This window comes from Planotetraspora mira (assembly GCF_016863275.1).
GTDB lineage: Bacteria > Actinomycetota > Actinomycetes > Streptosporangiales > Streptosporangiaceae > Planotetraspora > Planotetraspora mira.
In genome coordinates this window covers 90,532-115,712 of sequence record NZ_BOOO01000015.1, presented here as the reverse complement: position 1 = coordinate 115,712, position 25,181 = coordinate 90,532, and the positions used below count along the sequence as shown (strand labels likewise).

The window sequence follows — 25,181 nt, the reverse complement described above, 5'->3', positions numbered from 1 at the left end:
GGCTCCCGATGGGGATTCAACCAGTCTCGACTCTTTCCGTCATCGTCTGGTGACAAAAACATGCGACGCGACATCACGCGGAAGTTCCGCGGAAGTGCTGTCCGCATCGCAGTCCCCTGTCACCCGCACACCGTCGTCGCTAGCCGCGAGCGTCACCTCGCGTCCGGGTTGTATCCCAACTTGCTTGAGTTTAAGCATCAGGGCGGGGTCGCTTTGCACTTGTTCGCTAATTCGGCGAACGACAACCGGAACCATCGCCGGACCTGCGAGATCGGCCATGGGAGACACGACCTCATCCTTGGTCAAACCGGACTGTGATTCGCCCAGTTCGCTGAGACCGGGAATGGGATTGCCGTGCGGGCAGACGGTCGGGTGGTCGAGCAACTGGAGAAGCCGGGTCTCGACGGACTCCGACATCACGTGTTCCCAGCGGCAGGCCTCGACGTGGACCTCTTCCCAGGGGAGCCCGATCACCTGGATCAGCAGGCACTCGGCCAGGCGGTGTTTGCGCATGACCCTGATGGCGAGCTTGCGGCCGAGGTCGGTCAAGCTCAGGTGGCGGTCGCCCTCGACCTTGACCAGGCCGTCACGTTCCATCCTCGCGACCGTCTGGCTCACCGTGGGCCCGCTCTGGGTCAACCGTTCCGCGATGCGCGCGCGCAACGGAACGATTCCCTCTTCTTCCAGCTCGAAGATCGTACGGAGATACATCTCCGTCGTGTCGATCAGGCCATGTGCCGTCACGGTTCCTCCAGTTCTGTATCGATGCTACGACCTCCCGAAGCGTTCGCAGCCGACTGTGTCTGGGAAGCGATCCTAGGGTGACAAACATCGGAGCAGACCGATTCCTTCCGGCCCGGCTCAGCCTGCCGGAGTCGGCAGAGGCGGCTCGGTCCTACAAGGGCTGCGATTTGTTCCGGAACGCCACGCAGACGGCCTTCGGGGCGGGACGGCAGGGCGCCACGTACATGTTCGCGGGCGAGCGGCCCGGTGATCAGGAGGATCGCCGCGGAGCGCCATTCGTCGGACCGGCGGGCCGGATGCTCGACAGGGGCCCGGAGGAAGCGGGGATCGACCGCGATTTCGTCTATGTCACGAATGGGGACAAGCATTTCACGTTCGAACCACGCGGTAAGCGAAGAATCCAGCAGAAACCGACGACGGCGGAGATCGAGCATGTCGGGAAAATCATGCTCTGTGGCGGACACTCCCTCAGGGGGCCAGTCGTTCGCGAAGCCAGACGGCGCTCGGACCGGTCCCTCCGTTGAGCCGGTAGCGGATGCGATCGTGCATGCGGTCGGTCTGCCCCTGCCAGAACTCGATCTCCGCGGGCAGCACACGGTAGCCGCCCCAGAACTCCGGCACCGGCGGATCGGTGGGCCAGCGTTCCGCGAGTTCCCGATAGCGGGCGTCGAGTTCCTCACGCGACGGGACGACGGCCGACTGCCGCGACGCCCACGCGCCGATGCGGGAGCCGTACGGACGGCTGTTGAAATAGGCGGCGGTCTCCTCGCGCGACAGCCGTACGGCCCGGCCTTCGACGCGGACCTGGCGCCGGATCGGGTGCCAGGGGAACAGGAGGCAGGCGCGGGGGTTCTCGGCCAGGTCCCGGCCCTTGCGGGATTCGTAGTTGGTGAAGAAGGTGAAGCCCCGCTCGTCGAAGCCCTTGAGGAGGACCGTCCGCGCGGAGGGACGGCCCCCCGCCGAGGAGGTGGCGAGGATCATCGCGTTCGGCTCGGGGAGACCCGCGGCGACGGCGTCGGCGAACCACAGGGTGAACTGCACCAGGGGGTCGTCCGCGAGGTCGGCCTCGATCAGCGGCCGGCCCTCATAGCTGCGCCGGAGACCGGGGAGTTGCGATGCGCTGTCCACGGAACGATATTGTTGCGCGCTTGGCTGGTGTCGAACGCAGCACCCCCTACCTGGGACAACGGCGTTTGAGAGGGACCGGGGGCAGACCAGTGACGCCCTGAGGGTTAAATTGACCCGCCGGTATCTCGACATCAAGGCTTTGGACTTCACAAGAGAGAGGCAGCCGAGAATGTCCGACTTCAAACCCGGTCTCGAGGGCGTGGTGGCGTTCGAGACCGAGATCGCGGAACCGGACAAAGAAGGGGGCGCCCTGCGTTATCGGGGCGTCGACATCGAAGAGCTCGTGGGCCATGTCTCTTACGGACATGTCTGGGGCCTGCTCGTCGACAACGAATTCCAGCCGGGTCTCCCCCCGGCGGAGCCGTACCCCGTTCCCGTCCACTCAGGCGACATCCGTGTCGATGTGCAGAGCGCGCTGGCCATGCTCGCTCCCGCCTTCGGATTCCGCCCGCTCCTCGACATCGATGACGACCAGGCCCGCGACGATCTCGCCAGGGCCTCCGTAACCGCCCTTTCCTTCGTGGCCCAGTCCGCTCGCGGTCTGGGCCTTCCCATGGTCCCCCAAAAGCGCGTCGACGAGGCGGAGAGCATCGTCGAGCGATTCATGATCCGCTGGCGCGGCGAGCCCGACCCCAAGCACGTCAAGGCCATCGACGCCTACTGGACCTCGGCCGCCGAGCACGGGATGAACGCCTCGACGTTCACCGCGCGGGTGATCGCCTCCACCGGCGCGGACGTGGCCGCGGCGTTGTCGGGTGCGGTGGGCGCCATGTCCGGCCCGCTGCACGGTGGTGCTCCCGCCCGGGTGCTCCACATGATCGAGGGCGTCGAGCAGACCGGCGACGCCAAGAAGTACGTCCAGAGCCAGTTGGACAAGGGCGAGCGGCTCATGGGCTTCGGCCACCGGGTCTACCGCGCCGAGGACCCCCGGGCCCGGGTGCTCCGCCGTACCGCCAAGGAACTGGACGCGCCGCGCTACGAGGTGGCGGCCGCGCTGGAGACGGCGGCGCTGGAGGAGTTGCACGCCCGCAAGCCCGACCGGGTCCTCGCGACCAACGTCGAGTTCTGGGCGGCGATCATCCTCGACTTCGCCCAGGTTCCCTCGCACATGTTCACGTCCATGTTCACCTGCGCGCGCACGGCCGGTTGGGCCGCGCACGTCCTGGAGCAGAAGCGCACGGGCAGGCTGGTCCGCCCCAGCGCCACCTACGTCGGCCCGCCGCAGCGTTCGGTCAACGACGTCTCCGGCGCCGCCGACGTGGTCGGCAGAGTCTGACCGCATACACCTGACGCATGATCGATGGCCCGCTCCTCACGAGCGGGCCATCTTCGTGAGGGGCCCCGTCCCTCAGCCGGTGGGCGCGTCGGGGAGGTTCGCGCAGAGCGGGTCCGCCGGAGGATCCTCCTCGATGTTGAGCTGCCCGCAGCGGACCATGGGCACGGTGGGGCCGTTCTCGCCCATCCTCATGATGGCGATCGACTTGTTGACCGGGTCGTGCCGCTCGGTGCCGGCGAAGTTGATCACACCGCTCGAGCCGTTCCAGGCCGAGCCCCGTGACGTGCGGGCGAGCTCGTAGAGGACGTCCCCCTTGCTGGGCAGGCCGCCGGAGCGGTAGGCCGTGTTGGCCGCCTGGTAGAACACGCTGGCGGCGTCGTAGGTGAGGATGAGGTTGTCCTCCGAGGCGTTCGGATGCCTGCCGCCCAGCAGGCCGTAGACGAACGCCGTGGGCGGCGTGGGGTTGTCGCGCCACATCTCCCGTGTCGCGAGGGCCGAGTAGTAGACCTCCACCCTTCTGAGGTCCCTGATCTCACCGGCGTGGTCGGCGACCACCTTGATCACGTCGTCACCGGCGATGACCTTCACCGCCCCGGGCCCGCAGGACTTGCCCTCCAGCGCCCTGAGGAAGTCGAGGAACTCCGGCGCCCGTCCCGCGTAGTAGTAGACGTCGGGTCGCTCCTGGCAGGCGTCCAGGGCCGCCTTGGAGATCCCTCCTCCCTGGACGCTGTAGTAGACGGGATCGTGCAACGTCACCTTCTCCACGCCGAGCGCGGTGACGAGGTCGTCGGCCAGGTTGTTGGTGTACGCGTCGCCCGGCGAACCGTCCTGGACGATCACGGCCGACGGCGACTCCACTCCGGCGAGCAGCGTGCGGCGGGCGAACCTCGCGGCGAGGGTCGCCTGCCGGAAGTTCGTCGGGCCCACGTGGAAGTAGTACGGCGACGGGTAGCCCGGCGTGCGGTTCCGCCCGTCGACGTCGATCGCGACGTCGTCGATGTACCCCAGGCGGTCGGCGGTCCCGGTGGTCCCCACCATCGGGATCTTCGCCGCGTGCAGCACCCCGATCGCGTCCTCGACGCCCCGCACGCTCCGCGCCAGCCCCACCGCTCCGATCACGTGCGGATCCTGCTCGGCGAGCCCGCTGACCAGCTCGGCGTTCCTGCGTCCATGGGCGAAGTCGTCGCCCGAGTCCGCGATCAGGACCTGGAGGCGGGGAGTGCTGGAGACCGTGCGCTGGAACTCCTCCATGGCGGTCAGCTCGGACACGGCGCCCGCGAGCCTGCCGTCGTCGGGGTCGGCGTCCCTGATCGCGAAGTCCCCGAACAGCACCACGCTCACGAACCCGCCCGAGTTCCTGGCCGAGGCGTTGTTCCTGTCGATCTTCCTGACCACGTCGGCGACCTCGCCGTCGTACAGGCCCTCAGGGGTGGGTTCCGTGGCGTTGACGATGCCGACGCACTGGCCGTCGATCCGCTCCACCCAGTCCAGGCCGCCGCAATGAGCGCTCCTGTCCTGCTGGTTGCGGACGAGCCACAACGCCGGGCCGACGAGCAGCAGGGCCACCACGCACCAGTAGCCGATCGCCCGCATCCGGCTCGGCAGGAGCCGCGGCCGGTAGTCGCCGCCGCCCAGGTCGCCGGACGCGCCGATCACCACGCCCAGCCGGGGCACCCGGCGCCGCACCGCGTCCCGCCAGCCCCGGACCGCCACGGGGAGCTCTCCCAGCTCGACGGGGGCCACCGTACGGGGGCCGGTGGCGAGCCCCTCGGGCACGGCGGCGATCACCAGAGCCGGGGCCAGGAGCCCGGTCCGGTCCGTGGTCTCCTCCAGCAGCCGCAGGAACCGCTCGTTGGCCTCCCCCGGCTCCCTGGCCTCCAGGACCAGCAGGCCGTACAGGCCGCGGCCCCAGCTCGGCCACGGGATGATCCACTTCTGGTACGCCTGGCGGAGGTCCTGGCACAGGGCGTGAACCAGCAGCCAGTCAATGTCGTCGTCGCTCGCGTCGGCCAGCCGCAGCGCGTATCTCCAGAGCCGCTCGAAGCGCTTCCTCGGCAGGTACGGCTGCCGCCTGAACCACCCGTTGAAGAACGAACCCCTGATGGAGAGCATCGACTGCACCACGGTCCCCCCGAGGGCCACGAGCACGCCGAGCGCCCACGGGATCAGGCCGACCAGGTCGGACGCCCCTCCCACCCACCAGGCGGCGAGGGTTCCCAGGGGCACCCAGGTGTAGGCCGCCCGCCCGATGAAGTCCGCCGCCGTCCTGCGACCCCTGTCCCCGCCGTACCGGCCCCTCCTCCAGGACTTGAGCCGCTCCTTGAACTCCTCCTGGCCCGTGCGCGAGTGCGGGTCCGGCGGCCAGCGCCGGGCGGCGGGGGCGTCCGCGGACGGCGGCTCGTCACGCTGGCGCCGCGCCCACAACACGAACTGGACGAGCGGGAAGCGGGGCGGGGGCAGGAAGGACCCGCCCACCGGTTTGCCGAGTTGGCCGCGCTCACCGGCCAGTTCGTCCACGAGGTCGCGCAGGGTGGCGTGCTCGCCCGACCGCACCGAGGCGTGCGGGAGGGAGTCCTCGAACGGCTCCGCGAGCTTGTCCGCCACGTCGAACGCGCCGTAGTCCCCGCCGGTGACGAACAGGATCGGAAGCGGCGGATCGGGCAACCAGAACAGCGGCCTGCGCACCAGCCCCTCGATCACAGCGTGCAGATCGGCCACGACGCAGACGCCTCTCCGGGAGCGGATCGAGGGGTGGTCCCAGTGGAAAGGATCAGAGTCGCATCCGGACTCCCGCATTGGCTATAGATCGCGCATTTCTCACATCGCGGACCCGTGGAACGAGCGCAAGCCCGGCTAACTACCCTTGGTTAGGTGGCTGACATCGTGATTCCCGCTGACATCAAACCCGCTGACGGCCGTTTCGGCTGCGGGCCCTCGAAGGTGCGCCCCGAGCAACTGGCGGCGCTCGCCGGAGCCGGTGCGAGCGTGATGGGCACGTCCCACCGCCAAAAGCCCGTCAAGAACCTCGTCGCGCGCGTCCGCTCCGGGCTGTCCGACCTGTTCTCCCTGCCTGAGGGATACGAGGTCGTGCTCGGCAACGGCGGCACCACGGCGTTCTGGGACATCGCCTCCTTCGGCCTCATCCGGGACAGGTCGCAGCACCTCAACTTCGGCGAGTTCTCGTCCAAGTTCGCGACGGTGGCGAAGAAGGCCCCGTGGCTGGGCGAGCCGACCGTGATCAAGGCGGAGGCGGGCGCCCACCCGGTCGCCGTGGCCGAGGAGGGCGTGGACGTCTACGCGCTCACCCACAACGAGACCTCGACCGGCGTCGCGATGCCGATCAAGCGGGTCGTCGAGGACGACTCCCTGGTGCTGGTCGACGCCACGAGCGGCGCCGGCGGCCTTCCGGTGTCCGCGGAGGAGTTCGACGTCTACTACTTCGCGCCCCAGAAGAGCTTCGCCTCCGACGGCGGCCTCTGGATCGCCCTCTTCTCGCCCAAGGCGCTGGCCCGGGTAACGGAGATCGCGGACAGCGGCCGGTTCGTGCCCGAGTTCTTCAGCCTGCCGACGGCGATCGACAACTCGGTCAAGGACCAGACCTACAACACGCCCGCGGTCGCGACCCTCTTCCTGCTGGCCGACCAGCTCGACTGGATGAACTCCCAGGGCGGCCTGGCCTGGACGACGGCCCGCACGGCCGACTCCGCCTCCCGGCTGTACACCTGGGCGGACAAGACGTCGTACACCACGCCGTTCGTCGCCGACCCGGCGCAGCGCTCCAACGTGGTCGGCACGATCGACTTCGACGACTCGGTGGACGCCGCCGCGGTCGCGAAGATCCTTCGGGCCAACGGCATCGTCGACACCGAGCCCTACCGCAAGCTCGGGCGCAACCAGCTCCGCGTCGCGATGTTCCCGGCCATCGACCCGGCCGACATCGAGGCGCTGACCACCTGCGTCGACTACGTGGTCGAGCGGCTCTAGTCACCCGTCCGGCCGTACGGCTCTTGAGCCCTTCCTTCGGGTTCATGCGCGGGGGGCCGCACCCGGACAGGGTGCGGCCCCACGTGCTGAGGAGAGGCGCCGGCTCGGTCGTACGGTCTACCTCGCGGTCTACGGCCTGGGAGCGGTGTCGGCGGCGAGGTAGACGGTGTAGGAGATGACCGACGGGATCGGCACGCCCAGTTTGCCCGCGGTCTCGGTGAGCGTCTCCTCGTCGTCGAGAATGCGCCCGGTGGCGGGGTCGACGATCAAGGTCTTCCGGTTCGGCAGGCCGCCGTGGTCGCTGTCCAAGGAGAACGCCTTGCCGGTGCGGCCCGCCCGGTCGGTGGTGGTGCCCTCGTACCTGAGGCCGGGAACCGTGGCCAGCACGCGCAGGACCGCGGCGCGTTCCGGAGCGCTGAGGACCCGTTCCCCGATCAGGTCGGTGATGGCGACCACCGTTTCCGCCGGGCCGTTCTTCACCGGATGGCCCTGCTCGAGCCAGGTCTTCAGGGCCTCGGGGTCGGTGGGGGGCCGGTCCTTCCACATCCGGCCTTCGACTCCGGCCTGCGTGTCCTTCACCTCGGGCTTGCCGGGCTTGGTGGACCAGCCCTGCTTCTTCCAGTAGTCGCGGGCCTTCACCGTGGGGAACTCCGGCGCGCCGGTGCGCGTGACGGAGTGTGCGGAGCCGTCCGGGTCGATCCACGACTCCCGTTCGGTCGGGACCACCGCGGAGGTGGTCCTGCCGTCGTCGACACTGCTGTTGAGGTACCAGCCGCGATTCTTGAGGTGCTCGGTACCCGTGACGACGGTGTCCGGCCGGTGGGCGGCGGTGTCCGCGAGCCGGCCGAGGATCTCGGGGGCGTCCTGGGCGGGAGCGTCCTGGACATAGGTCAGCAGCTTGGGTGTGGCGACGGCCGCCGCGGCAGGGGTGGGCGCACCGCCGGTCCCGGACGTGACCAGGGTCAGGCTGAGGGTGAGTGCTCCGACTGTGGCGAGGGTTCCGGCCAACGCCAGTCCCCGTCGGCGGAATATCCGGGCCGGCGCCCTGCTGGCCGGTTCCTTGGCGGCGGCGCTTTCGCCCGCGTGCAACAAGGTGCTCATCAGGTGTTCCTCACGCTGGTGTCGTCGGCCGGGCGGGAAGTCCCGCTCGGCGGGCACCGGCAACATCCGACGCAGTACCCGCAGGTCGTCGTCTGGACCTGACGTCATCGGTGCTTCCTTTCATCCGGCCGGACCGCACTGTCGCGGTCACCTGTTAGCTGCCGGCCCGCGGGCGAGGGTTCCATGTTCCAGCGAAGATCTTTATCGGCGAGCTTCTCCAGGCGGCGGCGGGCTCGCGACAGGCGGGAGCGGACCGTCCCGACGGGGACTCCCAGCGCCTGGGCGGCGGCGGCATAGTCGAGCCCCGCCCACGCGCACAAGGCCAGCACATCGCGATCGGCCTTGGGCAGGCGCTCCAGGACCTGGCGCACAGCGGCGATCTTCTCCTGGTCCTCCAGGCGGCCCACCACCTCATCGGCGAAGTCCGGCAGAAGCCCGGGAGCCGGCATCCGCTCCATCAGCGCCTGGTGACGGCGGGCCACCCGGCGCCGGCGGTGCACCACGTTCGTGGCGATCCCCAGCAGCCACGGCAACAGGCTGGAGCCTTCCGGCTCGACCTTCTCCCGCAGGCGCCAGGTTTCCAGGAACACCAGTGAGGTGCAGTCCTCGGCCACCGACCAATCTCCGGTGAGCCGGAAGCAGTGGTTGTACACCGCCGTCCCGTGCTCCCGGAAAAGGACGACGAACGCGGTCTCGTCACCCGCCCGAACACGGGCGCGGAACCCAGGATCCATATCTAGTTCTGCCAACCGCGCACCGCCGGTTCCTGTGACGTCGCTCACACCGGAGCCCGCGCCCCATCGAGGACCTCACGGCCGATCACACGCGCGCGATCGATGGCGGCGGGGCGCGAGGACCACCTCGCGCCGCTCCAGGAGACGTCCCACACTAACCCTGAGCAGGTCCGGGACCGCTGGGGGCGGTGCGTTGCCAGCCAGGTGAGACCGGCGGACGGCCGGCTTCCCGACGCCCTTCTCCCCGCCTCTCCGGCGGCCGGCTCACAAGGCCCGGCGGCGGCGCAGGAACCAGGCGGCGACGACGCCGCCGATGAGGCCGAAGAGATGGCCCTGCCACGAGATGCCGGGCTGGCTCGGCAGCGCGCCCCACAGGATCGAGTAGTAGAGAACGGCGACGATCACGCCGAGGACGATGTCCAGGGCCCGGCGGTCGAACAACCCGCGCGCCACGACATAGCCGAAATATCCGAAAACGAGGCCGCTCGCGCCGAGCGTCAGCGTGTTCGGCGGGCTGGTGAGCCACACGCCTGAGCCGCTGACGAGGATGATCACGAGGCTGGCGGTGAGGAAGCGGCTGATCCCCCGGATCGCCGCCAGGAAGCCCAGGATGAGCAGCGGCACCGAGTTGGCCATGAGATGGGCGAAACCCGCGTGCAGGAACGGGGCGAACAAGATGCCCGGCAACCCGTCCGGCTCGTGCGCGATGATCCCGTAGTGGTCGAGGCTGCCGTTCTGGACGTAGTCGACGATCTCCACGACCCACATGACGGACAGGAGCACGATCATCACGATCGCGCTGCCGAGCGCTCCGTTGAGGAGCCGTGCCGTACGGTCCTTCATCGATCCGCCGGCTGGGGAAAGGCCGCTCCCGGAATCGCTCATGGCTTCACCGTAATTTGTTCTGCCCATGAGTGGGAAAACTGCCCGGTCCCCGCATGATCATTCGCGCGGGGACCGGGGAAGTTCGGCTATTCGCCCTTCCAGGCCGGCGGCCGCTTCTCGGCGAAGGCGGCGGCGCCCTCCATCGCGTCCTTGGAGCTGAAGACGGGGCTGATGATCGCACCCTGCTTCTTGAACATCTCCTCGCGCGACCAGTCCGCCGACTCGACGATCACCTGCTTCGTCGCGGCCAGCGCCAGCGGCGCGTTGGCCGCGATCTTGGCGGCCAGCTCGAGTGCGCCGGCCAGTGCCTCGCCCGCCGGCGTGAGCCGGTTGACCAGCCCCAGCTCGTAGAGCCGGGACGCCGGATAGTGGTCGCCCGTCAGGGCGATCTCCATGGCGACGTGGTACGGGATGCGCCGCGGGAGCCGCATGATCCCGCCCGCGCCCGCCACCAGCCCGCGCTTGGGCTCGGGCAGGCCGAACGTGGCCGCCTCGGAGGCGACGACGATGTCGCACGCCAGAGCCAGCTCGAAACCGCCGGCGAGCGCGTAGCCCTCCACCGCGGCGATGACGGGCTTGCGCGGAGGCGCTTCGGTGAGGCCGCCGAAGCCGCGGCCCTCGACCACGGGGAAGTCGCCGGTCAGGAACCCCTTGAGGTCCATGCCCGCGGAGAACGTGCCGCCGGCGCCCGTGAGGACGATGACGGCGACGTCCTTACGCTCGTCCAGTTCGTCGACGGCCGACGCGATGCCGCGCGCCACCGCGCCGTTGACCGCGTTCCTGGCCTTCGGCCGGTTGATCGTGATGACGGCGACCCCGCCGTCGACCTCTAGCAGAACCTCGTCAGACATGGCGTCTCCAGAGTCGGGGGTTACGGCGATCAGGCTGGTCCCTCAACGATGCCCGGCCATCGGCGGGCGTCTTCCGACGCACGGAGGCACGGGGAGGGACCAGCGATACGGCGAGCACGCGAACCTACTTGGGCTGGAAGCGGATGCCGCCGTCGAAGCGGATGACTTCGCCGTTCATGTAGTCGTTCTCGATCAGCGCGCGGACGAGGTGCCCGAACTCCGACGCCCGGCCGAGCCGCTTGGGGAAGGCCACCGGCCCGATGAGCTTGGCCTTGAACTCCTCGGCGTTCTTGTCGCCGATCGTGCCGTAGATCGGGGTGTCGATGATGCCGGGAGCGATGGTCAGGACGCGGACGCCGATCGCCGCCAGGTCACGGGCGGCGGGAAGGGTCATGCCGATGATCCCGCCCTTGGAGGCCGAGTACGCCACCTGACCGGTCTGGCCCTCGATGCCGGCGACCGACGCGGTGTTGATGACGACTCCGCGCGCGCCGTCGGCGTCGACGGCCTCGGTCTTCGCCATGGCGGCCGCACCGATGCGCATGAGGTTGAAGGTGCCGATCAGGTTGACGTCGATCACCTTGCGGTAGGTGGCGAGGTCGTGGGGGGAGCCGTCACGGCCGACGGTCCTGGACGCCCAGCCGATGCCGGCGCTGCTGACGACGGCGCGCAGCGGCTTGCCGGTGGCGACCGCGACGTCGACGGCAGCCTGCACCGAGGCCTCGTCCGAGACGTCGGTCTGGGCGAACACGCCGCCCAACTCGTCGGCGAGCGCCTTGCCGCGCTCGGCGTTCAGGTCGGCGATGACCACGGTCGCGCCGAGGCTCGCCAGCTCGCGGGCCGTGGCCTCACCGAGGCCACTGGCACCGCCCGAAATGATGACTGCTGCTCCGTTCAGGTCCATAGCCGGACCTTAACGCGAGAACCGAATGAAGTTCTACTCGGGATGGCGCAAAATCGCGGTGTCGACATCCGGGTAGACCTTGATGCGCCGGTCAAGACCGGTGGTCCGCAGGATCCGGGCCACCGGAGCCTGGGGTGAGGCCAGGCAGACGCCGCCGCCCTCGCTCGCGGCCAGGCGGTACGCCTCGATCAGCACGCTGAGCCCGCTCGAGTCCATGAATGACAGGGCGGCGAGGTCGAGCACGAGCGTGGGCCCGTCCTGCTTGATCGCATCACGCACCTCGTCCCGCAGAAACGGGGCCGTGAACAGATCGAGCTCACCTTCCACCGCCACGACGACGGCGCCTGAGGCCGACCGGCGCGCGAGTCGCAGCTTCATCGTTGAACCTCCTCCGCGTGGCCCACTTTACTTGCGCATCACCGTGGGTGAGCAGACGGCGCGAAGCCGTACGGCAACTCGAGCCGGTGAGCGGCCAGCAATTCGTCGTCGGCGAGCAGGGACCGCGTGGCCCCGTCCGCGGCGATCACCCCCTGGGAGAGGATGAGGGAGCGCTCGCACAGTTCCAGCGCGTACGGAAGATCGTGCGTGACCATCAGCACCGTCACATCCAGATTTTTCAGGATCTGGGCGAGCTCGCGACGTGAGGCGGGGTCGAGGTTCGACGACGGCTCGTCCAGCACGAGGATCTCCGGCTCCATCGCCAGCACGGTGGCCACCGCCACCCGCCGCCGCTGACCGAACGACAGATGGTGCGGCGGCCGGTTCGCCGCCTCCAGCATGCCGACCCGGTCCAGCGCGTGCGTCACCCTCCGCTCCAGATCGGCCCCCCGGACGCCCAGGTTGGCCGGCCCGAACGCGACGTCCTCGCGCACGGTCGGCATGAACAACTGGTCGTCGGGATCCTGGAAGACCAGCCCGACCCGGCGGCGGATCTCCCGGAGCGTGTCGGCACGGACGGGGAGCCCGGCCACCTCGACCGTCCCGTGGCCCGCGGTGAGGATGCCGTTGAGATGCATGACCAGCGTGGTCTTGCCCGCGCCGTTGGGCCCGAGCAGCGCGACGCGCTCACCCCGTGTGATGGTCAGATCGACGCCGAACAGCGCCTGGGTTCCGTCCGGATAGGCGTACGCGAGACCGCTCACCTGGAGCGACACGGCGGTTCCCGAGTCACTTCCCGGTGTCATGCCAGGCTCCGCGCGACCACGGCCGTCATGAGGGCCAGCGCCGGGAGGACGGCGGCGGCGCTCCACTGCCGCCACGACGCCGGCAGATCATCGATGACGGGCATCTGGCCGGTGTAGCCACGGCTCAGCATGGCGAGGTGCACCCTCTCTCCCCTTTCGTACGATCTGATGAAGAGCGCGCCCGCCGACCTGGCCAGCACGGGCGCCTGGCGGATGTCCCTGGCGACGAACCCGCGCGACTCCCTCGCGATCCGCATCCGCCGCGCCTGGTCGAGGATCACGCTCATGTAGCGCAGCATGAACATGGCGATCTGCACGAGCAGCGCCGGCAGTCGGAGCCGCTCCGCCCCGAGAAGCATCATGCGCGGCTCGGTGGTCGCCGCCAGCAGGATCGAGGCGACCACCCCGAGCGTGGCCTTGGCCAGGATGTTCCAGGCCGCCCAGAGGCCCGGCAGGCTCAGGGAGACTCCCAGCACCTCGATCCGCTCCCCGAGGCCGATGAACGGGATCGCGACGGCGAACAACACGAACGGCACCTCGACGACCATGCGGCGCAGGACGAGGGCAGGGGGGATCCGCCCGACCGCCGCGACCACCGCCAGCAGCAGCACGTCGAGGCCGAACGCCCCCCAGGCCTCGCGCGGAGTCGCCACCACCGCCACGGCGAATCCCATCGCCGCGATCAGCTTGCACTGCGGCGGCAGACGATGCACCGGCGTGTCGCCCGGCAGGTAGAGGGCGTGATGATGACCCGCGCTCACCCGCGACTCCCCCGGCCCCGCCTGCGAGGAACTCCGCGGCGGCGTTCAGCGCTCATGCGACGGCCTTGTCCTGACGCCTCCGCCGCACCGTGAAGAAGATCGCACCTCCGACGAGCACGGTGATCCCGACGCCGGCGATCCCGGCGAGGCCGCCGGAGAGCCGCTCGTCCTCGACGCCGCTGACGCCGTATCCGGCCAGCGGCCCGTTCTCCAGGTCGTGAGGCCTCTCGTACGCGTTGAACCCCTTGTCGGCGGCCACCTTGTTCAGGCCGTCGGGTGCGCTCGAGGCGTAGAACGACACGACCCCGGCGAGCAGAAGGGCGACGAGTCCGCCGCCGAGCAGGATCGGCCGGGGGCCACGCTTCGGCGCGGGCGGGGTCGCGGGCTCGGTCGCGGGCTTCTCGACCGCGACCTCGCCGTCGGCCGTGCGGAGCACGAGGGGCGCCGCCAGGCCGCGGGCACCGTACACCAGGTCGGGCCGTACGGCCAGCACGCTGCTCACGGTGAGGGCGGTGATCAGCGCCTCGCCCAGGCCGATCAGCACGTGGACGCCGCCCATCGCGGCGGCGACGGACGACAACTCGATCGGCGCGGTGCCGCCGAGCCAGAACAGGGCGGTGAAGACGAGCGCGGACGTGGGCACGGAGACCAGCGCCGCCAGGAACGACCCCACGATCACCGCGGTACGGCTCCGCGGGGCACTCCGGCTCACCAGCCGGAAGACGGCCCAGCCCACGAGGGAGGTGACGATCGCCATCAGGGTGATGTTGACACCGAGCGCCGTCAGACCGCCGTCGGCGAAGAAGAAACCCTGGACGAGCAGGACCACGGCCACGCACAGGACGGCCGTGGCGGGACCCACGAGTATGGCCGCCAGCGCCCCTCCCAGCAGATGACCGCTGGTGCCGGCCGCGACGGGGAAGTTGAGCATCTGGACGGCGAAGATGAAGGCGGCCACGAGACCGGCCATCGGGGCTGTGCGGTCGTCCAGTTCCTGGCGGGCCCGCCGCAGGCAGACCGCGACACCGGCGGCCGCGACCACTCCGGCTCCGGCGGACACGGGAACGTTGAAGAACCCATCAGGCACATGCATGGACAAGCCCCTCCACGATGGCGGAATACGCCCTCACCTTAGAGGAGCTAATCGCAGTTGCAAATAGATTGCAGTTAACTCGGCCCTAACTTCCGCATCGCGGAACCGAGCAGGGTGAACGGCGTGGAAACATGCACCGACGTGCTGAGACGCCGGTTGACCGCGGTGGCGTACGGACGGACGGTCCACCGCATGAGGCCGGACCACCAGCGCATGGTCCCGTCGAGCTCCTCCGGCCTGTCGACCTTGACGGGGAACCGGGCCGGCGGACCGCCCACGTCGAGTTCGAGATAGGCGTCCCACGTCCCGGCGGAGAAGCCTCCCGCGTCCGCTACGAAGGTGTGCGAGCCGGTCACCACGACAGGCTGGCGCCGCTCCCGTCCCGAGGCCCGCTCGCGCCAGACCAGATGCCGTACGGCCACGGCGCCCGGTGTGCTGCCCACATGCACCTGGCCTTCGACCCGCAGCCGCCGGCCCGCCCATTCGGCGCGCGCCAGCCGTACGGCGCCGGGGACCCGCAGGAGATGGCCGCCGACGTCGAGAGCGAGGTAGCCCTGCGAACGGGTGAGGAAGGGCACCGCCACGACACCCGAGGAGAACCGGGCAGCCGGTGCGACCATGGCGGGGTCGCGTTCGGCCCGCAGCCGGGCGAGCCTGCGGACCCCCTCACACTCCACGGCCACGTGGACGTCCCATATGCCGGAAGGGAGCGAGGTCACCTCGATCGTGGCGCCGAACCGGTCGGCGATCCGGGTCACGGGAACACGCCGCTCCCCCTGCGCGGTCCGCTCGCGCAGGACGAGGCTCGCCTCCCCGTCGAACCCCGCGAGCGAGACGCTCCCCGAGACCTCCAGCCGGCCTCCGATCCAGTCCAGCCCCAGGAGCCGGTGGCGCAGCGGAGCCGTCTCGACGCGGGCCAGCCGTACGAGCCGGTCGACGTCGTCCAACGACTCGACGCGCAGCCGCTCCAGGTCGCCGAACAGGTCGCGGACGCCGTCGGTCAGCCATTCCGCGCAGATGTCGGCGACCTCCATGACGATCTTCTCGCGCGCGGCCTCGCATGCGGCCAGGAAGGGCGCGCCGAGCTGGGCCAACACGTCGAGCCTGAAGTGCCGGAGCAGCAGATGGTCGCGGAGCGGGCCGGGGGGGATGTGCCTGGCCATCAGTTCGAGAGGCGTACGGATCATCCGCAGCCAGGCGAGCGGGTCGAGACCGGCCGTCTCGGCCATGGGGACGCCGCCGTCCCGCCGGGGAACCAGGTGATAGCAGTCGTGATCGGCGACGACGGAGACGACGCCGGCATGGCAGTACGCGTGGACGGAGAAGGCCAGGTCGTCCCCGGTCGTCAGGGTCTCGTCGAAGCGGATCCCGTGCCGTTCGAGCGACGCACGGCGGAACAGCTTGAAGCAGGAGAGGCTCTCGTAGGCGCCGTCGAGCAGGCCGACCACGTCGGCGTCGTCGCGGAAGACGAACTCGGGGAGGCGGACGGGATGGCCTGCGGCCCTTCCCCGGCGGACGATCTTGCCGAGGACGATGTCCGAGGTGTTCGCGTCGGCCGTCGCGACCATCCGGCGGAGGGCGTCGGGCCCGAGATGGTCGCCTCCGTCGCAGAAGAAGACGTACCGTCCCGTGGCTTCGGCCAGGGCGCGGTTGCGTAAGCGGGCGGGCACGCCCCGGCGGTCCTGATGGATCACCCGGATCACACCGGGATGATGCGCGGCGTAGAGGTCGAGGAGTTCCCGGGTGCCGTCGGATGAGCCGTCGTCCACGACGACGATCTGTTTGTCGACCCGCTGGACGAGCAGGGACGTCAGGCACCGGTCGAGGTGCGCGCGGCAGTTTCGCGCGAGCACGAGCACGCTGACATCGACCTGGTGGTCACTCTCCGTCTCCATCGGAAACCATTATGTGACCAGCGAGACCGTGCCCGAGCCGCTTCCGCCCGCCGACCGTCCGGGTGACGTCGCTTTACACCCGGTTCGTACGGCTATCGCCCCACCAAGATCGGAGGGATGTGTCAGGCGACGTCGCCGAAGCGGATGCGCACACCCAATTGCGCGTAGTGGCTCAACTCGTTGAAGTAGACGCGGTAGCTGACGATCACACCGTCCTCGACCGTGCTGACGCTGCATCCCTGCAGGCTGATCCGGCGATGACTCGGCTCGATGGTCTCGCCGTCAGGCGCCAGGAGGATGCCGCTGTGTGTGCCCGTCAACCGCCACTCGGTCACCGTGGCATCCTCGTCCGTGACCTTGCTCTGCACCGTGTAGTGCATGTCCGGATACGCGGCGAGTATGTAGGCGTAGTACGCCCGGATCTGGTCATGCCCCTCCGCCATGCCCGCGACGTTGAAGTAGACCGCCTCGGGCCCGAAACATCGCACCACGGCGTCCAGGTCGTGATCGTTCAGAGCGGCCAGCAGACGATCCGTGACCTCTCGCGCAACAGACACAGACACCCCCTTTCCATGCCGTAATCGGTCACGCTACCAAGGGCTTGACCAAAGCCTGCCCGCCCATCGTTCGAGCACGTCAAGTGGGGTCCAAGGGCCGATCACACCACGGTAGATCACCCCTGGACCGCACATGCCCATACGAGGTCAGGCAACCGGCACGTCACGCCGACTGAAGGCGGCGCGCGCCGGACCTACCGGGCCTCGAGTTCCGTCAGCAGGCGCGGGAGCGAGGCGCACAGCGCCTCCAGTTCCTCCGGGCTCGTCCGCTGCGCCCAGTGCTCCTCGATGCGCGCGGCGGTCACGCGCGTGCCCGACGCCCCGGCCGTACACGGCCGGGGCGTTCTCGCTGTTCAGGGTGCCGCGTTCACGACAGAGCCGTGCGTTTGACGCTGGTTCAACACTTTTTCCGTATATATACGGATCTCACTACGGATACTCAACTCCTGGCAGTGGACCTAGCGTCGCGCCCAGACCGGTTCGCCCGGCCCCTCCCCAGAAGGAGCGCCGTGACCTCCCCTCGCCTGCCCCCGTAGCCGCCGCGCCCGCCATGTGAGACATGCCCGCCGGATGAGAGGGCCGTGCCCGACGCCGGCGAGAACCCCGTCCATTTCTCTCATCACCCCCCGACTCCCACCGTCCGCGGCCGGGTGCCATCCGACGGCGTGACCCGCCGAGCCCGCTCACAAGCGGAACGCGGCGTGGGAGGCAGAGAAAGGAAGACGCCCATGAGGCGCAGAGTCCTCCTCGCGGTGACCGCGGCCCTGGCCACGGTCGCCGTGGCGGCACCCACCACTCCCGCGGCGGCGAAGGCCCCGGCCGCGAGCACCGCCCGCCTGTCCGATCCCCGCCAACTCGCGACGGCCGCCGCCGACCAGGCCGTGGCGAGCGGCTTCGACAAGCTGCGCAAGAGATCGGACGAGAGCTACCGCCGCACCGCCGTGACTCCGAGCGGCGGCGGCATGTACTACGTCACCTACGAGCGCTCCTACAAGGGCCTGCCGGTCGTGGGCGGCGACGCGGTCGTCGTCACCGACTCCAGCGGGCACGTCCGCGACACCGCGGCGGCGGCCTCCACCACCAAGGCCGTGACGACCTCTCCGACGATCACCGCCGACCAGGCACTGGAGGCGGCGAAGACGAAACTGTCCCGAGTCGACGACAGCGCCGCGCCGCGCCTGGTGGTGCTCGCCTGGGGCGCGGGGCCGCGACTGGCGTGGGAGAGCCTCGTGTCCGGCATCTCGGACGGCAAGCCGAGCAAGCAGCACGTCTTCGTCGACGCGAGCACGGGCGAGGTCGCGGACAGCTACGACGAGGTGCGCGCGGGCACCGGCAACGGCTACTACTACGGCCAGGTCACCCTCGACACGAGCGGCTCCGGCACCTCGTACTCGATGACCGACCCCACCCGCAGCGGCCTGCGCTGCGGCGGCCAGAACGGCTCGGCCTACACCGGAACCGACAACGCGTGGGGCAACGGCTCGGGCACCAACCTGGAGACCGCCTGCGTGGACACGCTCTACGCCGTGCAGCGGGAATGGGACATGCTGAGCTCCTGGCTCGGCCGCAACGGCATCAACGGCAACGGCGGCGGCTTCCCCGCCCGCGTGGGCCTGGCCGACGTCAACGCGTACTGGAACGGCAGCTACACCAACTTCGGCCACTCGCAGGACAACGCCCGCCAGGCCACGCAGATCGACGTGGTGGCGCACGAGTTCGGCCACGCCATCTTCCAGACCACACCGGGCGGCGCGGGCTCCGGCAACGAGAACGGCGGCCTGAACGAGGCCACAGGCGACGTCTTCGGCGCGCTCACCGAGGCCTACGCCAACAACCCGAACGACCCCCCGGACTACCAGGTGGGCGAGGAGGTCGATCTGGTCGGCGACGGGCCGATCCGGTACATGTACAACCCGTCGCTCGCCGGTGACCCCAACTGCTGGTCGACGTCGATCCCCGGCACCGAGGTGCACTCCGCGGCCGGTCCGCTGAACCACTGGTTCTACCTGCTCGCCGAGGGCTCCTCCCCCGGCGGCGGCAAGCCGAACAGCCCGATCTGCTCGGGCGGACCCTCGTCGGTCACCGGCATCTCCATCCAGAAGGCCGGCAAGATCTACATGGGCGCCCTGCAGCGCAAGACCTCGACCTGGAAGTACGCCAACGTCAGGTCGGCGTCCCTCGCCGCGGCGGTCGAACTGTACGGCGCGAACAGCCCCGAGTGCGCCGCCACCAAGGCGGCCTGGAACGCGGTCAGCGTCCCGGCGCAGTCGGGCGAGCCCACCTGCAGTTCGTCGAGCAACGACTTCTCCCTGTCGCTGAACCCGACCTCCGGCTCTGTCACGCCCGGCGGAGCGGCCACCGCCACCGTCGGCACGCAGACCACCGCGGGCAGCGCGCAGACGGTCTCCTTCAGCGCCTCCGGCCTCCCCTCGGGAGCCACGGCGACCTTCACCCCCACGTCGGTGACCTCGGGAGCCTCCTCCACCCTGAGGATCAGCACCGGCACGTCGACGCCCGCAGGGACCTACACCGTGACGGTCACGGGTTCCGGATCGACCGGCACTCACACCGCGGCGTTCTCGCTGACCGTGCAGGGCTCCGGCGGCGCCAGGACGTTCACCAACGGAACCGACTTCACGATCAATGACCTCACGACCATCACCAGCCCGGTCACGTCCACGGCGACAGGCACCGCGGTCTCCCCGGTCCGGGTGAGCGTGACCATCTCGCACACCTGCGCCGAGGACCTGCGGATCCGCCTCCGCGGCCCGAACGGCACGTACTACACGCTCGACACCAGCGGCGGCTCCAGTTGCACGCAGTACGGCACCAGGACCTACACGGCGCCCGTCTCGCAGCAGGCGTCCGGACAGTGGGTCCTCGAGGTGACAGACCAGTACCGCCTCGACACCGGTGTCCTCGACACCTGGAGCATCACCGTCTAGCGCGGCCGACAGAACGGTCCTGACAGACCGGCGCAGAACGGCGGCCAGCCCCCGGGACCACCCGTCCCGGGGGTTTCGTCATGCCGAGCTGGTTCCACCCGTGGACGGTTCGGCCGGGAGCCGATCAGCGGTTCAAGGCCGTTCAAGCGGGCGGGGCGACCTGCGTCCGCGACCGCAGACCGAGCTTGCGCAGCACGGTGGCCACGTGGCTCTCCACCGTGCGCGTCGACAGGAAGAGCACATCGGCGATCTCCCTGTTGGTACGGCCGAGCGCGACGAGCCTGGCCACTTCCTTCTCCCGCTCGGAGAGCGCGCCGGCGTTCCCCCTCCTGCCGCGCGGGAGCGGGACCTCGGCGCCGATGTCCCTCAGCGCACGCCTGCAGCGGGCGGCGTCATGCGTCGCGCCGAGCCGGGCGAACCGCTCCGCCAACTCCATGATGGCCGCCGCGGCGCCGCCGTCCCCGAGTGCCAGCCTGGCACGCGCCTCGCCTTCGCCCGCGCGCGCCGCCGCGTACGGCTGGGGCAGGACGGCGTAGGCCTGCTGAGCACGCGCGTAGCAGCCGGCGGCGTCGCCGTGCCTGCGCTCCGCGGCGGCGAGCGCGCCTTGGGCCATGTGGAGGGCGGCGTGCGCGGCGGGCGCGACCCTGCCCGCGATCCCGTGGGCGTATTCGGCGACCAGGTCCGCCGCCGCCTTCACACGTCCGGCGCAGGCGAACGCGGTCACGGCGGAGGGGACCAGGTAGGCGCCCCAAACCCAGACGCCCTTGCGGCGCAACCGCGCGACGGCGGCCTCGGCCTCCGCCAGCGCGGCGTCGAACTCGCCGCGGGCGAGGCGCAGGTCGATGAGCCCTCCGGAGGCGGCCGTCACGATCGGCACGTACCGAGCGTCGGGCGCGTCGAGCCCGGCGGTGTGGAAGTGCTCGGTCGCCTCATCCCATTCGCCCCTCGCCAGGGCGAGCAGGCCCAGCACCAGCCAGACGTCCACCGCGATCAGCGGGGTCTCTGTGGCCAGTTCCCCCAGGGACGCGGCCCGGTCGCGCAGACCGTCCCACCGCCCGGTCAGCCAGTCTCCGCGGATCGCCGACACGTCGAGGAGGTAGGCGGGGTACTGCGCGCCCGTCTCCACGGCGAGCCGCCTGCCCTCCTGTGCGAACCGCGCGGCCTCGGCGTACAGGCCCAGGGTGATCAGCGAGTCGTGGATGTTGCAGTAGGCACGCGCGACCTGCCGCCGTACGGCGGTGCGGGGGTCGGCGACGGGCAGCGTGGCGGCGACGGCGAACGCGCGGGGCGAGCCGATCCGCATCTCGAAGGAGGCGCGGTTGGCCAGCACCGCCGCCGCGAGTTCGGGGCTGTCGGCCGAGGCGACGAGCGCCTCGGCGCGCGACATCCACTCCTCGTGCGTCGCGAGCGACTCGGTCCCCCACGCCGGCATGGCGAGCAACGCCCAGCCGCGGGCGGCGAGCGTCGGCCGCTCGCTCAGCTCGTCGAGGGCGACCATGATCTCCGCACGTCCGGCGGCGGTGTCGCCCGCCTGGTTGGACAGCACCACTCCGAGGTTGAGCCGCACCTCGCCGCGGGCGTCTCGGGACAGGAAGCCGTCGCGCAGGACGTGCCGCAGCAGCCGCACCACCCGCTGGTGGGACAGGCCGGTGGCGGCGAAGCGGCTCAGCATCAGCGCGAGGGGCACCCGGTGGGAGGCGGGCAGGTCCGGATCGCCGAGCATGCCCTCGATGACCTCGACGGCGAGCGCGGTGTCGCCGAGCGCGGCGGCGTGCTGGGCCGCGGCCGCTCCGTGGCGCAGCCAGGCCTCGATGTCCCCGGCCTGCCGGGCGTGGAACGCGAGCTGCACCAGCGGCGGCGAGTCCATGGCGCCGAGGGCGGTCATCGCGCGCTCGTGCGCCGAACGGCGATCGGGGCCGGGGACGGCGTCGTACACGGCCTGCTGAGCGAGCGCGTGGCGGAAGCCGTACCTGCCGCCGGGATGCTCGTGCAGGACTCCCGCCCGCAGCGCCTCACCCAGCCCGGCGGAATGACCGGCGACCGCGGTGATCAGCTGCTCGCCTGCGGGCAGCCGGAGGACCGCCGACGCCTGGACCGCACCCGCCGCGGCGGCGGACAGGCCCGCCATCCGCTCGGCCATCGCCTCGCGCAGAAGAAGCGGGACCCCGGCGCGGTCGAGGGCGTCGGGTTCCTCCGCGTCGGGCAGGGACCTGACCATCTCCTCGACCACGAACGGGATGCCCGCCGTGCGCTCGTGCAGGCGGGCGACGAACTCGTGCGGCAGGTCGGAGCGGTCCAGCAGGGCGCTGGCGAGATTCCCGACATCGGTCATGTCCAGAGGGGCGAGCGACACCACCACGCTGGTCGTGTCCGGCTGGTGCCGGTAGGCGCGTCCCAGGGGCGAGCGGGCGGTGCCCTGGCTCTCTCGCCGGTGCGTCGCCACGACCGCGAGCCCCTCGGGCGGCTGCCCGGTCAGGAACCGCAGCAGATCACGGGTGCCGTCGTCGGCCCAGTGCAGGTCTTCGATGACCAGTACGGCCGGCCCGACGGAGCCCAGCAGCGCGCGTATCGCGCGAAAGAGCCGGTGCCGTTCGGCCCGCGGGTCGTCCAGGGGCTGCGGATAGGGCGGCAACACGTCGGCCAGTTCGGGAAGGTGGCCGCGGAGCGCCCCGGTCACCGGGTTGAGCGCCTGGGCCGAGGGCAACCGGCCCGCGACGTCGCGCAGCGCCTCGAAGACGGGTCCGTACGGAAAGGGCTCGCGGATCTGATGGCAGTAACCGAGGAGCACGACCCTGTCACCTGCGGGGAGCCGGCCGAGCGCGGCGCGGACGAGCCGGGTCTTCCCTATGCCCGCCTCGCCCTCCACCAGCACGACCGCCGGGGGGTGGGTCATCGCGCCGGTCAGGATCCGCAGCTCGGAGATGCGTCCGACCAGTGCGGGAGAGGGCACGCTGCTCATCGACCGCTCCAAGGTACGGGTGTGCTGGACCCCCCGGGACAGTTATCTACGCACCTTCGGCCGAGGTCAACCCCCGAGCGTTACAGCCTTGTTGCGAATGCAGTCAAGTCGCCCGTGCGCCGAAGGCCCCGTGCGTCACTCGTGGCGGACAGGTCCTTGTCAGCCGGCGAGGAACGCCCTGATCGCGGCGGCGAATGCACCGGTCGCCTCCAGCGGGGTGAAGTGGCCGACCCCGGGCAACGGCTCGAATCGGTGATCGGCGAAGAAGTCGTCGAGCCGGTCCGCCCAGGCGACGGGGAAGATCGGATCGTGCTCCTGCCAGAGCACCTTGGTGGGAGTCGCGAGCCGGTCGTTCCTCTCCGGCGTCTGCTCGTGCGCATAGCTCGTGACCGGATTTCCCGATGACCGATACCACATGATCGACGCGATGAACGCTCCCGGCGCGGAGTAGACATCCGTCAAATGGTCGATTCGCGAATCGTCCACGGTGTATCCCGGCCCGGACCAGTGGTTCCAGAAATGCTCGAGGTAAGAACGCACGGCGGCCCGATCACCGTCGATCAGATTCTCCGCGAGGGGTAGTTGGTGGAATGACGTGTACCAGAATTCCGTGACCGCCTTCAGGTCGAGAACGCGTTCGCCGGCGCCGGGGAGCGGCGGCGACACCACCAGAGCGCGCACGAGGTCGGGGCGATTCCGGGCGGTCGTCTGCGCGATGAAACTGCCGATGTCATATCCGGCCAGCACCGCGCCGGTGACGCCGAGTTCGTCGAGGAGGGCGCCGACACCCGCCGCCTGGCCCGCGCCGGAGTAGAAATCCTCCGCATCGGCGGGATGCTTGTCCGATTCCCCGAATCCACGGAGATCCGGGACGATGACATCGGCGTGATCCACCAAAAGCGGAATGAGCTCGTCGTAATCGGTCCGGTCTCCCGGCCACCCATGGAGAAGAACCACAGGCCGGCCGGAACCGTACCGGTCATAGGCCAGCCGAAACCCCTGAAATGGCGAAGAATACGGCATCGAATCACCCCCGCCGGACTATTTCGGATTCGCTGATCGTGTTCCCTTTTCGTCCCTGATGAGAACCTTCCGCGACGGAGCGGCCGGGTTCGGTCGTAGGCCCGTATCAACCGATCGGATGAGGCCGTCATGACGTGATAGGCGATGTACTCGAGTGCCGCCCGCCGGGATCATCGGGGACATGGCGATTATCGAAGTGAACAGCCTCAGAAAGTCCTACGGGGGCAGACCCGTCGTGGACGGGGTGTCCTTCGCCGTGGAAGAAGGCGAGATCTTCGGAATCCTCGGCCCGAACGGCGCAGGCAAGACGACGACCGTCGAATGCGTCGAGGGGCTGCGGGTCCCTGACTCCGGCACCGTCAAGGTGGCCGGTCTCCATCCGGTCTCCGACCACGCCCAGGTGACCAGGATCCTCGGTGCGCAGTTGCAGGAGAGTGACCTGCAGCCGAAACTCACCGTGCGTGAGGCGCTGGAGCTCTACAGCGCCTTCTACCCGAAGCCGGCCGACTGGGGAGCCCTGGCCGAACGGCTCGGCCTCACCGACCGTCTCAGCGCCCGCTTCGGCAAGCTCTCCGGCGGCCAGAAGCAGCGGCTGTTCATCGCGCTGGCCCTCATCGGCAACCCCAGGATCGTGGTGCTCGACGAGCTCACCACCGGTCTCGACCCGCGCGCCCGCCGCGACACCTGGAAGTTGATCGAGGACGTACGAGACTCGGGTGTGACCGTCCTGCTGGTCACCCACTTCATGGAGGAGGCTCAGCACCTGTGCGACCGCGTCGCCGTGATCAACGCGGGCCGGGTCGCCGCCCTGGACACCCCGACGGGTCTCATCAGCCGCACCGCGTCGTCGACGGTCATCTCGTTCACGCCCTCACGGCCGCTCGACGACGCCGATCTCGCCGCGCTGCCCGCGGCCGCGTCCGTGGAGCAGAAGGACGGCCGCCTGGTCATCAACGGGACCGACGAGACCGTCAACGCGGTGATCTCGCTGCTCGCCCGGCACCGGATCACCGCCGAGCGGCTGCGCGTCGTCGACGCCACGCTGGACGACGCGTTCCTCGACCTCACGACAGACCCGACGGACACGACAGACCCGACGGACCCGACGGACCCGACCTCGGGCCGCGCCGTGGATCTCACCAAGCAGGAGGCCTGAC

Annotated in this window: 21 protein-coding genes; 5 read left to right on the top strand and 16 right to left on the bottom strand. The window is 70.0% G+C overall.

Annotated elements, in window-relative coordinates; genetic code table 11:
• Positions 1 to 39: 39 nt before the first annotated feature.
• Positions 40 to 744 carry an iron-dependent transcriptional repressor DtxR gene (locus Pmi06nite_RS14030; RefSeq protein ID WP_203953410.1) on the bottom strand — a complete coding sequence of 235 codons (705 nt, stop codon included), beginning with the start codon at positions 742 to 744 and terminating at the stop codon, positions 40 to 42.
• 224 nt (positions 745 to 968) lie between these two features.
• Here Pmi06nite_RS14030 and Pmi06nite_RS42980 point away from each other — a divergent pair, with 224 nt between their 5' ends.
• Positions 969 to 1,268, top strand: coding sequence for a uracil-DNA glycosylase family protein (locus Pmi06nite_RS42980; protein WP_203953409.1), 300 nt, complete (start codon positions 969 to 971; stop codon positions 1,266 to 1,268).
• Here the strand turns inward: Pmi06nite_RS42980 and pdxH are convergent.
• Complete coding sequence (gene pdxH / locus Pmi06nite_RS14020; RefSeq protein WP_239113891.1) at positions 1,213 to 1,872, bottom strand: pyridoxamine 5'-phosphate oxidase; 660 nt, start codon at positions 1,870 to 1,872, stop codon at positions 1,213 to 1,215. The two genes, Pmi06nite_RS42980 and pdxH, sit on opposite strands and share 56 nt — an antisense overlap.
• A gap of 169 nt (positions 1,873 to 2,041) precedes the next feature.
• Between pdxH and Pmi06nite_RS14015 the strand changes: the two genes are divergently transcribed.
• Entirely contained in the window at positions 2,042 to 3,148 is a 1,107-nt protein-coding gene (locus Pmi06nite_RS14015) for a citrate synthase 2 (RefSeq protein ID WP_203953408.1), read from the top strand.
• A 72-nt stretch (positions 3,149 to 3,220) separates the two neighbouring features.
• On the opposite strand, the gene Pmi06nite_RS14010 is transcribed toward Pmi06nite_RS14015, so the two are convergent.
• Positions 3,221 to 5,866, bottom strand: coding sequence for a type 1 periplasmic-binding domain-containing protein (locus Pmi06nite_RS14010; RefSeq protein WP_203953407.1), 2,646 nt, complete (start codon positions 5,864 to 5,866; stop codon positions 3,221 to 3,223).
• Between the two features lie 153 nt (positions 5,867 to 6,019).
• Between Pmi06nite_RS14010 and serC the strand changes: the two genes are divergently transcribed.
• The gene (gene serC / locus Pmi06nite_RS14005; protein ID WP_203953406.1) at positions 6,020 to 7,132 is read left to right on the top strand and encodes a phosphoserine transaminase; all 1,113 of its coding nucleotides are present in this window, start codon (positions 6,020 to 6,022) and stop codon (positions 7,130 to 7,132) included.
• A gap of 129 nt (positions 7,133 to 7,261) precedes the next feature.
• Here serC and Pmi06nite_RS14000 read toward each other — a convergent pair whose 3' ends face one another.
• The 11 genes from Pmi06nite_RS14000 to Pmi06nite_RS13950 all read right to left on the bottom strand — a co-directional run bounded on the left by Pmi06nite_RS14000 (position 7,262) and on the right by Pmi06nite_RS13950 (position 17,097).
• Positions 7,262 to 8,341 (bottom strand): CU044_5270 family protein, encoded by a 1,080-nt coding sequence (locus tag Pmi06nite_RS14000; protein WP_203953405.1) that lies wholly within the window; start codon positions 8,339 to 8,341, stop codon positions 7,262 to 7,264.
• A complete protein-coding gene (locus Pmi06nite_RS13995) occupies positions 8,338 to 8,967 on the bottom strand; it encodes an RNA polymerase sigma factor (protein ID WP_203953404.1) in 630 nt (209 codons plus the stop codon). Before Pmi06nite_RS13995 ends, Pmi06nite_RS14000 begins: the two co-directional genes overlap by 4 nt.
• A gap of 264 nt (positions 8,968 to 9,231) precedes the next feature.
• Positions 9,232 to 9,852 (bottom strand): rhomboid family intramembrane serine protease, encoded by a 621-nt coding sequence (locus tag Pmi06nite_RS13990; protein WP_239113890.1) that lies wholly within the window; start codon positions 9,850 to 9,852, stop codon positions 9,232 to 9,234.
• A gap of 86 nt (positions 9,853 to 9,938) precedes the next feature.
• Entirely contained in the window at positions 9,939 to 10,703 is a 765-nt protein-coding gene (locus Pmi06nite_RS13985; protein WP_203953403.1) for a crotonase/enoyl-CoA hydratase family protein, read from the bottom strand.
• Between the two features lie 124 nt (positions 10,704 to 10,827).
• Positions 10,828 to 11,607 (bottom strand): SDR family NAD(P)-dependent oxidoreductase, encoded by a 780-nt coding sequence (locus Pmi06nite_RS13980; protein ID WP_203953402.1) that lies wholly within the window; start codon positions 11,605 to 11,607, stop codon positions 10,828 to 10,830.
• A gap of 33 nt (positions 11,608 to 11,640) precedes the next feature.
• Positions 11,641 to 11,985, bottom strand: a complete 345-nt coding sequence (locus tag Pmi06nite_RS13975) for an STAS domain-containing protein (protein ID WP_203953401.1) — start codon at positions 11,983 to 11,985, stop codon at positions 11,641 to 11,643.
• Positions 11,986 to 12,023: 38 nt separating this feature from the next.
• Complete coding sequence (locus Pmi06nite_RS13970) at positions 12,024 to 12,791, bottom strand: energy-coupling factor ABC transporter ATP-binding protein (RefSeq protein WP_203953400.1); 768 nt, start codon at positions 12,789 to 12,791, stop codon at positions 12,024 to 12,026.
• A complete protein-coding gene (cbiQ, locus tag Pmi06nite_RS13965; RefSeq protein ID WP_203953399.1) occupies positions 12,788 to 13,552 on the bottom strand; it encodes a cobalt ECF transporter T component CbiQ in 765 nt (254 codons plus the stop codon). Before cbiQ ends, Pmi06nite_RS13970 begins: the two co-directional genes overlap by 4 nt.
• 52 nt (positions 13,553 to 13,604) lie before the next feature.
• On the bottom strand, positions 13,605 to 14,645 hold the full coding sequence (locus Pmi06nite_RS13960) for an energy-coupling factor ABC transporter permease (protein WP_203953398.1): 1,041 nt from the start codon (positions 14,643 to 14,645) through the stop codon (positions 13,605 to 13,607).
• Between the two features lie 74 nt (positions 14,646 to 14,719).
• Positions 14,720 to 16,540: a glycosyltransferase family 2 protein gene (locus tag Pmi06nite_RS13955; protein ID WP_203953397.1), complete on the bottom strand. Its 1,821-nt coding sequence runs from the start codon at positions 16,538 to 16,540 to the stop codon at positions 14,720 to 14,722.
• Positions 16,541 to 16,662: 122 nt separating this feature from the next.
• A complete protein-coding gene (locus tag Pmi06nite_RS13950) occupies positions 16,663 to 17,097 on the bottom strand; it encodes an ester cyclase (RefSeq protein ID WP_203953396.1) in 435 nt (144 codons plus the stop codon).
• A 728-nt stretch (positions 17,098 to 17,825) separates the two neighbouring features.
• Between Pmi06nite_RS13950 and Pmi06nite_RS13945 the strand changes: the two genes are divergently transcribed.
• Positions 17,826 to 20,042, top strand: coding sequence for a M4 family metallopeptidase (locus tag Pmi06nite_RS13945; protein WP_203953395.1), 2,217 nt, complete (start codon positions 17,826 to 17,828; stop codon positions 20,040 to 20,042).
• Between the two features lie 142 nt (positions 20,043 to 20,184).
• On the opposite strand, the gene Pmi06nite_RS13940 is transcribed toward Pmi06nite_RS13945, so the two are convergent.
• Together Pmi06nite_RS13940 and Pmi06nite_RS13935 are read right to left on the bottom strand one after the other, a co-directional pair.
• Positions 20,185 to 23,001 (bottom strand): ATP-binding protein, encoded by a 2,817-nt coding sequence (locus Pmi06nite_RS13940; RefSeq protein ID WP_203953394.1) that lies wholly within the window; start codon positions 22,999 to 23,001, stop codon positions 20,185 to 20,187.
• Between the two features lie 159 nt (positions 23,002 to 23,160).
• Positions 23,161 to 24,024 carry an alpha/beta fold hydrolase gene (locus Pmi06nite_RS13935; protein ID WP_239113889.1) on the bottom strand — a complete coding sequence of 288 codons (864 nt, stop codon included), beginning with the start codon at positions 24,022 to 24,024 and terminating at the stop codon, positions 23,161 to 23,163.
• A 181-nt stretch (positions 24,025 to 24,205) separates the two neighbouring features.
• Here Pmi06nite_RS13935 and Pmi06nite_RS13930 point away from each other — a divergent pair, with 181 nt between their 5' ends.
• Entirely contained in the window at positions 24,206 to 25,180 is a 975-nt protein-coding gene (locus Pmi06nite_RS13930) for an ABC transporter ATP-binding protein (protein WP_203953392.1), read from the top strand.
• Position 25,181 lies beyond the last annotated feature (1 nt).

Coding starts and splice junctions, on each gene's coding strand:
- Pmi06nite_RS42980 (WP_203953409.1), top strand. CDS start 969: ATGTTCGCGGGCGAGCGGCCCGGTGATCAGGAGGATCGCCGCGGAGCG.
- Pmi06nite_RS14015 (WP_203953408.1), top strand. CDS start 2,042: ATGTCCGACTTCAAACCCGGTCTCGAGGGCGTGGTGGCGTTCGAGACC.
- Pmi06nite_RS14000 (WP_203953405.1), bottom strand. CDS start 8,341: ATGACGTCAGGTCCAGACGACGACCTGCGGGTACTGCGTCGGATGTTG.
- Pmi06nite_RS13995 (WP_203953404.1), bottom strand. CDS start 8,967: ATGGATCCTGGGTTCCGCGCCCGTGTTCGGGCGGGTGACGAGACCGCG.
- Pmi06nite_RS13990 (WP_239113890.1), bottom strand. CDS start 9,852: ATGAGCGATTCCGGGAGCGGCCTTTCCCCAGCCGGCGGATCGATGAAG.
- Pmi06nite_RS13985 (WP_203953403.1), bottom strand. CDS start 10,703: ATGTCTGACGAGGTTCTGCTAGAGGTCGACGGCGGGGTCGCCGTCATC.
- Pmi06nite_RS13980 (WP_203953402.1), bottom strand. CDS start 11,607: ATGGACCTGAACGGAGCAGCAGTCATCATTTCGGGCGGTGCCAGTGGC.
- Pmi06nite_RS13975 (WP_203953401.1), bottom strand. CDS start 11,985: ATGAAGCTGCGACTCGCGCGCCGGTCGGCCTCAGGCGCCGTCGTCGTG.
- Pmi06nite_RS13970 (WP_203953400.1), bottom strand. CDS start 12,791: ATGACACCGGGAAGTGACTCGGGAACCGCCGTGTCGCTCCAGGTGAGC.
- Pmi06nite_RS13960 (WP_203953398.1), bottom strand. CDS start 14,645: ATGCATGTGCCTGATGGGTTCTTCAACGTTCCCGTGTCCGCCGGAGCC.
- Pmi06nite_RS13955 (WP_203953397.1), bottom strand. CDS start 16,540: ATGGAGACGGAGAGTGACCACCAGGTCGATGTCAGCGTGCTCGTGCTC.
- Pmi06nite_RS13945 (WP_203953395.1), top strand. CDS start 17,826: ATGAGGCGCAGAGTCCTCCTCGCGGTGACCGCGGCCCTGGCCACGGTC.
- Pmi06nite_RS13940 (WP_203953394.1), bottom strand. CDS start 23,001: ATGAGCAGCGTGCCCTCTCCCGCACTGGTCGGACGCATCTCCGAGCTG.
- Pmi06nite_RS13935 (WP_239113889.1), bottom strand. CDS start 24,024: ATGCCGTATTCTTCGCCATTTCAGGGGTTTCGGCTGGCCTATGACCGG.
- Pmi06nite_RS13930 (WP_203953392.1), top strand. CDS start 24,206: ATGGCGATTATCGAAGTGAACAGCCTCAGAAAGTCCTACGGGGGCAGA.